8 protein-coding genes and 2 pseudogenes are annotated in these 9,100 nt (G+C 74.4%); 3 read left to right on the forward strand and 7 right to left on the reverse strand.

Translation table 11 applies throughout. From position 1 onward, the window contains the following. The 4 genes and pseudogenes from JWQ92_RS01015 to JWQ92_RS01030 all read right to left on the reverse strand — a co-directional run. A pseudogene (locus JWQ92_RS01015) lies at positions 1–538 on the reverse strand (oxidoreductase); the annotation flags it as partial. After that, entirely contained in the window at positions 535–1,410 is an 876-nt protein-coding gene (locus tag JWQ92_RS01020) for an FAD:protein FMN transferase (RefSeq protein ID WP_297342596.1), read from the reverse strand. The gene JWQ92_RS01020 and the pseudogene JWQ92_RS01015, both read right to left, overlap by 4 nt. Continuing rightward, positions 1,407–1,808, reverse strand: a complete 402-nt coding sequence (locus JWQ92_RS01025; RefSeq protein WP_297342597.1) for a hypothetical protein — start codon at positions 1,806–1,808, stop codon at positions 1,407–1,409. Before JWQ92_RS01025 ends, JWQ92_RS01020 begins: the two co-directional genes overlap by 4 nt. A gap of 41 nt (positions 1,809–1,849) precedes the next feature. Beyond that, positions 1,850–2,689, reverse strand: a complete 840-nt coding sequence (locus JWQ92_RS01030) for an ADP/ATP-dependent (S)-NAD(P)H-hydrate dehydratase (protein WP_297342598.1) — start codon at positions 2,687–2,689, stop codon at positions 1,850–1,852. A gap of 50 nt (positions 2,690–2,739) precedes the next feature. On the opposite strand from JWQ92_RS01030, the gene JWQ92_RS01035 reads away from it, so the two are divergent. Further along, the gene (locus JWQ92_RS01035; RefSeq protein WP_297342599.1) at positions 2,740–3,369 is read left to right on the forward strand and encodes an HAD family hydrolase; all 630 of its coding nucleotides are present in this window, start codon (positions 2,740–2,742) and stop codon (positions 3,367–3,369) included. After that, positions 3,366–4,475 (forward strand): NADH:flavin oxidoreductase/NADH oxidase, encoded by a 1,110-nt coding sequence (locus JWQ92_RS01040; RefSeq protein ID WP_297342600.1) that lies wholly within the window; start codon positions 3,366–3,368, stop codon positions 4,473–4,475. Before JWQ92_RS01035 ends, JWQ92_RS01040 begins: the two co-directional genes overlap by 4 nt. Before the next feature lie 137 nt (positions 4,476–4,612). On the opposite strand, the gene JWQ92_RS01045 is transcribed toward JWQ92_RS01040, so the two are convergent. From JWQ92_RS01045 to JWQ92_RS01055, 3 genes are all read right to left on the reverse strand, one after another. Further along, complete coding sequence (locus JWQ92_RS01045; protein WP_297342601.1) at positions 4,613–5,647, reverse strand: hemolysin family protein; 1,035 nt, start codon at positions 5,645–5,647, stop codon at positions 4,613–4,615. After that, complete coding sequence (locus JWQ92_RS01050; RefSeq protein ID WP_297342602.1) at positions 5,644–6,984, reverse strand: hemolysin family protein; 1,341 nt, start codon at positions 6,982–6,984, stop codon at positions 5,644–5,646. Before JWQ92_RS01050 ends, JWQ92_RS01045 begins: the two co-directional genes overlap by 4 nt. Before the next feature lie 197 nt (positions 6,985–7,181). Further along, positions 7,182–8,618, reverse strand: coding sequence for a GuaB1 family IMP dehydrogenase-related protein (locus JWQ92_RS01055; protein ID WP_297342603.1), 1,437 nt, complete (start codon positions 8,616–8,618; stop codon positions 7,182–7,184). A 98-nt stretch (positions 8,619–8,716) separates the two neighbouring features. On the opposite strand from JWQ92_RS01055, the pseudogene kgd reads away from it, so the two are divergent. Further along, positions 8,717–9,100, forward strand: a pseudogene (gene kgd, locus JWQ92_RS01060) (multifunctional oxoglutarate decarboxylase/oxoglutarate dehydrogenase thiamine pyrophosphate-binding subunit/dihydrolipoyllysine-residue succinyltransferase subunit); the annotation flags it as partial.

Raw genomic sequence — 9,100 nt, forward strand, 5'->3', positions numbered from 1 at the left:
CCGCGCCCGCCGCGACGAGCACGAGGGCGGGCAGCACCGCGCCGAGGCGCAGCGCCACCGCCAGGGCCGCCACGGCGACGAACGGCAGCAGCACCGGGCTCGCGACCCACCAGACGCCGCCGGACAGCCCGGTGAGGCCGACCACGAACACGCCGGCGGCGGCGGGGTTCAGCACGTGGCGTCCGCCGACCGTCACCACGTACTTGGAGGCGGCCGCGACGATCGCGGCGGCGGCGAGCAGCAGCAGGTCGAGCGGCCGCGTCGACGGGTACATCAGCAGGAACAGGATCAGCCCGGTGATCAGGGAGGACGTACCGTGCACCGGTGCGCGGGCGATCGCGCCGACGAGGCTCGCGGCGAGCCGGGCGGCGACGACCGCGACGACGAGCCCCGCCACGAGTCCCGCGGTGGGATACGCGATCCAGTGCGGGATCGACGCGATGATCGCGACCGCGGCGAGGCCCGCGAGGAGCAGCAGGACGAGCCGCGCCATCGGCACCCGACCGAGCGCCCCGCGGATCCGGTCCACGACGATCACGCGAACACCTCGCCGGGCAGGTCCGGCGACCAGTGCGCGCGGCCGTCGGTGGCCATCCGCAGCCAGGTGAAGGCGAAGTCGGGCTCGAGCGCCTCCGGCGGCACGAGGAAGAGCGCGGTCGCGAGCGCGTCGGCGAGCATGGCGGAGCCGGCGACCGCCCACGTGGCCGCGACCGTGTCCACGGGCATGCCGGTGCGGCCGTCGAGCACGTGATGGAGGCGGCGGCCGTCCGTGGCCGTCCAGGCACGGCGATTCGGGGCGGATCCGGCGATCGCCGCGTCCTGCAGGTCCACGACGCCGATCGCGGCCCCCGGATCGAAGGGGTGCTCGAGCGCGACCTGGACGGCGCGGCCGGCGGCCCGCAGGTCGCCGCTCGCGTCGACCGCGAAGGCCGCGCGGCCGGCGCCGGCGAGGAGACCCGCGACGAGATCCACGAGCTGCCCCTTGCCCGCGGCGCCGACGTCGAGCACGGCGGGCACGCCGACGGTGACGGCGGTGCCGTCGACGTGCAGCGCGTCGATCGGCGGCGCGGCCCGGTAGCCCTTCGCCGCGTCCAGCCGGTAGCCGGGGCCGTAGCCGAGATGCTCGAGGGCGCCGCCCACGAGCGGGGTCATGGCCCCGCCGGTGGACCGCGCGAGGCGGAGCAGCAGGTCGAGCAGGGGCGGGGCCCACGGCCCGAGATCCACCGGTCCCCCGGTCGCGGCGAGGCGGGTGACGGCCGAGTCGGGGCGGAAGCGGGAGAACGTGCGGTCGTAGTCCTCGACGAGCGCGTCGACGTCCCGGCGCAGGCGGGGCGACAGCGGGGTGTCGGTGGTGATCCGCCAGGTCGTGCCGATCGCATCGAAGACGGTGACCGCGCCCGGCGAGGTCACGAGGCGGCTTCGCGGCGGATGGCGTCCAGGGCGGCGTCGAACCCTTGGCCGGTGAGGGACGAGCCCGACACCGCGCCCACCGTGAGGCCGGCGAGCTTCTTCCCCACGACGACGCCGGAGATGCCGGACTCGAAGGCCGCCTCGTAGTGCTGCGCGTTCGGCGTCGTGCCGGATCCGGTGACCTGCACCGCCCGCACGATCCCGGACCGCACGGTGAGCGTCACGGTCACCGACTCGGGTCCGCCGGGGGTCTCGTAGTCTCCCGCACCCCGGTAGGTGCCGTCCTTGGCCGGCCCGGCGGGGGCAGCGGTCGCGGCGCTCTCGGTCGCCGAGCAGCCGCTCAGCAGGCCCAGCGCGGCGAGGCCCAGCACGGCGGCCGCTGCGGATCGGGATCGCACCGGTCGCTCTCCTCTCGACACCCCGTCGAGCGTAGGCCGCGTCACTCGGCGAGCAGGCCCGCGACGACCTGCGGGAGCGCCTCCGCGATGTCGAGGGCGACGATCGGGCCACCGCCCGACGCCCGGCGGCCGGCCTCGCCGTGCACCCAGGCCGCTGCGGCGGCGAGCTCCGCCAGGACGGACGCATCGGCGGCGATCTCGTCCGCGTGCGTGGCGACGAGGGCGCCGAGCACCCCGCCGAGCACGTCGCCGGCCCCGGCCGTCGCGACCCACGGCGGTCCGGCCTGCACCGCGAAGCGCGGGCCGGAGGCGTCGGCGACGAAGGTCGTCGAGCCCTTCAGGAGCACCGTCGCCCCGGTCGCGGCGGCCGCCCGCACCGCCCAGCCGCGCGGATCCGCCTGCACCGCGGTCCTGTCGGTCTCGATGCCCGCCGCCGCGAGCACGGGCACGAGCTCGCCGTAGTGCGGGGTGAGCACGAGGGGACCGGTGCCCGAGGTCGCGAGGCCGAGGGCGCCGGCATCGAGCACGACGGGCACGCCCTGGGCGAGGATCGCCCGCACCTGCTGCTCGAGGGCGTCGTCCCGCTCCGGCGGCATCCCGGATCCCACGAGCCACGCCTGCACGCGGCCGTCGACGGTCACGATCTCGGGCCGACGGTGCAGCACGAAGTCCGCCGCCCGCGCCGGACCGACGTACCGGATCATCCCGACCCCGGTGCGGCCGGCGCCCTCGACGCCGAGCACCGCGGCCCCCGGGAAGCGGTCCGAACCGGTCAGCACGCCGAGCACGCCGCGTGAGTACTTGTCGTCGCCCGCCGCCGGGACCGCGATCCAGCGGGCCGACTCCGTGGCGCCGAACGACGCCCATTCCGCCTCAGGCATGCGGGCAGCGTACGGCGGCCGTTCGGGAGGCGCCTCGGTAACGTCCACGCATGCAGATCCGGATCCCCGACCGCGTCGTCCTCTTCGACTACGGGGAGGTGATCTCCCGCAGCCCTTCCGAGGCCGACCGGGCCGCGATCCTCGCCGTCGCCGACGTCCCCGCCGGGCCGTTCTGGGCGGCCTACGCCGCGCATCGGAACGACCTCGACGGCGGCTTCCTCTCCTCCGACGAGTACTGGACGCGGATCGCCGCCGAGTGCGGCACCCAGTGGGACAGCGCCCGCCGTCAGGCCCTCTGGAACGCCGACATGCGCGCCTGGATCAGCGCGGAGCCCGATGTCGTCGCGACCATCGAGGCGCTCACGGCCGGCGGCACGCGCCTCGCCGTGCTGTCGAACGCGGCCGAGGAGTACGGCGGGCTCCTCCGCCACTCCCCCATCAGCCGCTGGTTCGAGCAGGTCTTCGTCTCCGGGGAGCTGCGGATGCTGAAACCCGACCCCACGATCTACCTGCACGTGTGCCGGGAGCTCGGAATAGCACCGGCCGCGCTCGTCTTCGTGGACAACAGGGCGGAGAACGTGCTCGGCGCCGAGTCGATCGGCGCGACGGGGCACGTCTTCACCGGGCCGGACGGCCTCGTGGAGTTCCTGACCGCCCTCACCGAGAGGAACCCCGGATGACGAGCTCGCTGTTCTCCCCCATCGAGGTCGGGGGGCTGACCCTGCCGAACCGGCTGTGGATCGCCCCCATGTGCCAGTACTCGGTGGAGGACGAGGACGGCGTGCCGACGGCGTGGCACCTGGTGCACCTCGGCTCGCTCGCCCGCGGCGGTGCGGGCCTCGTGCTCACCGAGGCGACCGCGGTGAGCCCGGAGGGACGCATCTCGCCGCAGGACACCGGCATCTGGAACGGGGAGCAGGTCGCCGCCTGGTCGCGCATCATCGACTTCGCCCACGGCGTCGGCGCCGTGATCGGCGTGCAGCTCGCGCACGCCGGCCGCAAGGCGTCCACCTACTCGCCGTTCGCCGGCGCCACCGGCACCGTGCCCGTCGCGGACGGCGGCTGGTCCACGGTCGCGCCGTCCGCGATCGCGTTCCCCGGCTACGACGAGCCGCGGGCGCTCGACGAGGCGGGCATCGGCGAGGTCGTCGACGACTTCGCTGCGGCCGCCCGCCGCGCGATCGAGGCGGGCTTCGACGCGCTCGAGCTGCACGCGGCGCACGGCTACCTGCTGCACCAGTTCCTCTCACCGCTCAGCAACACCCGCACGGACGCCTACGGCGGCTCCCTCGAGAACCGGGCCCGCCTGCTGCTCGACGTCGTGCGCGCGGTGCGGGCCGCCGCCCCGCGCACGCCGCTACTCGTCCGCTTCTCCGGCACCGACTGGCGCGACGACGGCTGGACCGTCGAGGAGACCGCGACGGTCGCCGGCTGGGCGCGTGCCGCCGGCGCGGACTTCTTCGACGTCTCCTCCGGCGGCAACGCCGCCGCCGAGATCCCGGTGGCTCCCGGCTACCAGGTGCCGCTCGCCGAGGCCGTCAAACGCCTCGCCGGGGTGCCGGTCAGCGCGGTCGGGCTCATCACGACCGCCGAGCAGGCCGAGGCGGTCGTGAGCGGAGGCCACGCCGACGCGGTGATGATCGCCCGCGCCGCTCTGCGCAATCCGCACTTCCCGCTCGACGCCGCCGAGGCGCTCGGCGCCCCGGCCCCCTGGCCGCCCCAGTACGTGCGCGCGGCCCGGCGGGGAGCGGAGCCCGTCTCCGGACTTCGCGCCGGGCAGCGCTGAGGACCTCCGGCCCGACGACCTTTGAGCCACGCCCCGAGCGCGCCGCGGGTCAGCGCTCGCCCACAGCTCCAGCCCGACGCGCCGCTTCGGGCGTCACGGGCGTCCGATGACGCCCGCCGCTGACCGACCCGCCCGTGTCAGCGGCGGGTGGCGTCGTGGACCTCGCCCACCAGCTCCTCGATGACGTCCTCGAGGAAGAGGATCCCGATCGTCGTGCCCTGGGCGTCGAACACCCGGGCGAGGTGGTTGCCGCCTCGGCGCATCGTCGCTAGCGCGTCCTCGAGCTCGGCGTCCGAGAACACCGAGATGAGCTGCCGCACGAACTTCGCCGGCACGGGCCGGTCGGTCTCGTCGTCGTCGAGGTCGAGCACGTCCTTGAGGTGCAGGTAGCCGACCGGTTCGCCGGATCCGTCGACCAGGACGTACCGGGAGAACCCGGAGTGCGCGACCGCACGTTCGAGGTCCGCGGGAGTGGCGTCCTCGCCCAGCGAGACGATCCGGGCGAGCGGCACCGTCACCTCGGCGACGCGCTTCTCCGTGAACTCGAACGTGGCCGAGAGGGTGCCGGAGGCGTCCTGGAGGGTGCCCTCGCGGCGGGAGGTGTCGACGATCGTCGCGACCTCGTCGAGCGTGAAGGTGCTCGACGCCTCGCTCCTCGGCTCCACCCCGAAGAGCCGCACGAGCCCGTTCGTGGTGCCGTTCAGCACGGCGATCACGGGCTTGAAGACGCGGGACACGAACACGAGCGGCGTCGCCAGCAGCAGCACGGACCGGTTCGGCGCCGAGAACGCGATGTTCTTGGGCACGAGCTCGCCGAAGACGACGTGCAGGAACGTCACGATGATCAGGGCGATCACGAACCCGATCGCGCCGATCGCCTCCTCCGGCAGGCCGGTGAGGCCCAGGGGCACGTCGAGCAGGTGATGGATCGCCGGCTCGGACACCTCGAGGATCAGCAGCGAGGCGACCGTGATGCCCAGCTGCGTCGTCGAGAGCATCAGCGTGGCGTGCTCCATCGCCGAGAGCGCGGTGCGCGCAGATCGACGGCCCTCCTCCGCGAGCGGCTCGACCTGCGAGCGCCGCGCCGAGATGACGGCGAACTCCGCCGCGACGAAGAACCCGTTGACGACGAGCAGCAGCACCAGCCAGAGCAGGCCGCCCCAGTCGCTCATGACGCCTCCACCCGCATCGGGGACGCCTCGGCGCCCGCCGACGGATCCGGACGGAACCGGAGGCGGTCGATCCTGCGTCCGTCGAGGCGCAGCACCTCGAGGGCCCCCTGCTCGATCCGCACCGAGTCGCCGACGCGCGGCAGGCGGCCGAGCTCGCTCACGACGAAGCCCGCCACCGTCTCGTAGAGCCCGCTCTCCGGCACCCGCACCCCCGCCTGATCCTCGAGCTCGTCCGGACGGAGGATGCCCGGGAAGGTGAGCGAGTCCCTGCCGCGCACGACGCCCGCCCGGGTGCGGTCGTGCTCGTCGACGAGGTCGCCGACGAGCTCCTCGACGAGGTCCTCGAGGGTGGCGACGCCCGCGGTGCCGCCGTACTCGTCGATCACGATCGCCATCTGGTAGCCGCGGCCCCGCAGCTCGCCGAGCAGCGCGTCGAGCGTGACCGTCTCCGGCACCCGCAGCGGCCTGCTCTCGATGGCGCCCACCGGCACCTCCGCGCGGCGCTCGCGAGGCACCGCCATCGCCTGCTTCACGTGCACGATGCCGACCACGTCGTCGACGCCGTCCTCGCCGGTGACCGGGAAGCGGGAGAAGCCGGTGCGGCGGGCGAGTTCGAGCACGTCGGCCGCCGATGCGGACCGCGCCACGACGGACAGCCGCGGGCGGGGCGTCATGACGTCGGCCGCGGTGTGGCCGGAGAAGCTGAGCGACCGGGTGAGCAGCGTCGCCGTGTCCCGGTCCAGCACCCCCTCCATGGCGCTGCGCCGCACGAGCGACGAGAGCTCGTCGGCGCTGCGGGCACCGGACAGCTCCTCCTTCGGCTCGACGCCGATGACGCGCAGCACGGCGTTCGCGGTGCGGTTCAGCAGCACGACGGCAGGACGGAACACCGCGGTGAAGCCGACCTGGAACGGCACGACGACCCGGGCGATCCTCAAGGGCAGCGCCAGGGTGAGGTTCTTCGGCAGCAGCTCGCCGAGGATCATGCTGATGACGGTCGCGCAGAGCAGCCCGAGCACGGCCGAGATCGGATCGACGGCGGCCGGCGAGACGTGCAGGGCCGCGAGCGGCACCGCGAGGAACGCCGACAGGGCGGGCTCGAACGTGTAGCCGGCCAGCAGCGTCGTCATCGTGATGCCGAGCTGCGCGCTCGAGAGGTGCGTCGACGTGATCCGCAGGGCGCCGATGATGGGGCCGAGGCCCTTCGCCCCGTTGCGCTGGCGCGACTCGAGGTCCGCCCGGTCGAGGTTCACGAGCGAGAACTCGGCGGCGACGAAGAAGCCGGTCAGCACGGTGAGGACCAGGCCGACGGCGAGGAGCACGACGTCGAGGATCATGCAGAGGCTCGGTGGCGGCCGGGCGCGCCGGAGCGGGGAGCGGAGGCCGGTCCTGGCCTGGCCAGCGGCGCTCCCCACCGGCACGGCCGGCGTGGGCCCAGCGCCGAAGCCCGTCTCGGGCTTCGGAACACGTCGTGACTGGGCCAGGGGTCCATTGAAGGGCAGAGTCTACGTGCCGGCTGCATGCCGGGCATCCGTCACCAGCTGACGGGAAGCGCCTTGCCCTCCTCGTAGCCCGCCGCCGACTGCACCCCGACCACGGCCCGCTCCCGGAACTGCGCCGGGTCCGACGCGCCCGCGTACGTGAAGGACGAGCGCACCCCGGTCGTGATCATGTCGAGCAGGTCCTCGAGACCCGGACGCAGCGGATCCAGGGCGATGCGGGAGGACGAGATGCCCTCCGCGAAGAGCGTGCGCCGGGCGAGCCGCCACGGGTCCTCGGCGCCGAACCGCGCCTCGACGGCCTTCGTCGACGCCATGCCCCAGCTCTGCTTGAACAGACCGCCGTCGGGCGCGTGCTCGAGCACGCCGGGCGCCTCGATCGTGCCGGCGAACCAGGAGCCGATCATCACGGAGCTCGCGCCCGCGGCGAGCGCGAGGGCGACGTCGCGCGGGTACCGCACCCCGCCGTCGGCCCACACGTGTGCACCCAGCTCCCGCGCCGCCTCCGCCGTCTCGAGCACCGCCGAGAACTGGGGCCGGCCGACCGCGGTCATCATGCGGGTAGTGCACATCGCGCCCGGCCCGACACCGACCTTGAGGATGTCGGCGCCGGCGTCGACGAGGTCCTCGACCGCCTCGGGCGTGACCACGTTGCCCGCGACGATCGGCAGGCCGAGGTCGGCGGCGGCCACCTGCTCGAGCGCCGACAGCATGCCCTCCTGGTGGCCGTGCGCGGTGTCGAGCACGAGCACATCCACCCCGAGGTCGCGGAGCGCCCGTGCACGGCCGACGACGTCGCCGTTGATGCCGAGCGCGGCGGCGACCCTGAGGCGTCCCCGGCCGTCCAGCGCGGCCGTGTAGATCGCCTGCCGCACCGCGCTGCGGCGGCTGATGGTCCCTGCCAGCACTCCGTCCTCGACGACGGGCGCGAAGTCGGCCCCCGCGTCGACGAGCGCGCGGAAGACCGCCTCCGGATCCGCGATCGAGCCGTCGAGGACGAAGCCGGCTCCTCTGACCAGGTCGCCGAGCCTGGCGTCGGGCAGCGCGGTCGCGAGGCGCGGCGCCTCGAGCGAGCCGACGAGGGCGCCGCCGCCGTCCACGAGCACCACGCCACGCCCGGGCACCGGGGGCAGCAGGGCGAGTGCGTCGGAGACCGTGTGGTTCGGCGTCAGCACGAACGGGGAGTCCCACCGCGGCGACTGCTCCTTGACCCAGCCGACGGCCTCCGCCGTGGCCGTCGGGGACAGGTCCTGGGGCAGCACGCCGAGGCCGCCACGCCGGGCGAGCACGGCCGCGAGTCGCGGTCCCGTCACCGAGTTCATGTTCGCGGCGACGATCGGGATGGTGGCGCCGGTCCCGTCTGCGGGGACCAGTGAGACGCCGAGCCTGCTGCCGATCTCGGACCTCGCGGGGACGAGGAAGACGTCCGAGTAGGTGAGGTCGTGGGCAGGGCGGGCAGCGAGGAAACGCATGGCCGAAACGGTATCCGTCGGACCGCCCCCGGGGGTACGCGGGCGTACCCTCGGTAGGGCGGATTCATCATGCGAAACGGAAGTGGGCGATCAGCACCGTGTCGAGTCAGTTGACCGGGACCGAGGAGGGCGCCGGAAGCGAGTTCGGCGCCAACGAGTGGCTCGTCGACGAGTTGTACGAGCGGTTCCTGGCCGACCGCAACTCGGTGGACAGGTCCTGGTGGCCGGTGCTCGAGGCGTACCACCCCGTCGACGCGGACGCCGTCGTCGGCCACAGCGAGACCACGACCGAGCCGCTGGCCGATCCGACCGCCGAGGAGCCCGCCGACGGCGCGTCCCTGACGGCCAGGAACGGCGTCACGCCCGACGCCCCCGCGACCTCGCCAGGCGCGGCGAACGCCACCGACGCCGCGACGCTCGCCGCGAAGCCGGAGCCCGCCCCGACCGCCGTCACGTCGAACGGCGCCCCCGACGCGGTCCGC

This window comes from Amnibacterium sp. (assembly GCF_025463795.1).
Taxonomy (GTDB): domain Bacteria; phylum Actinomycetota; class Actinomycetes; order Actinomycetales; family Microbacteriaceae; genus Amnibacterium.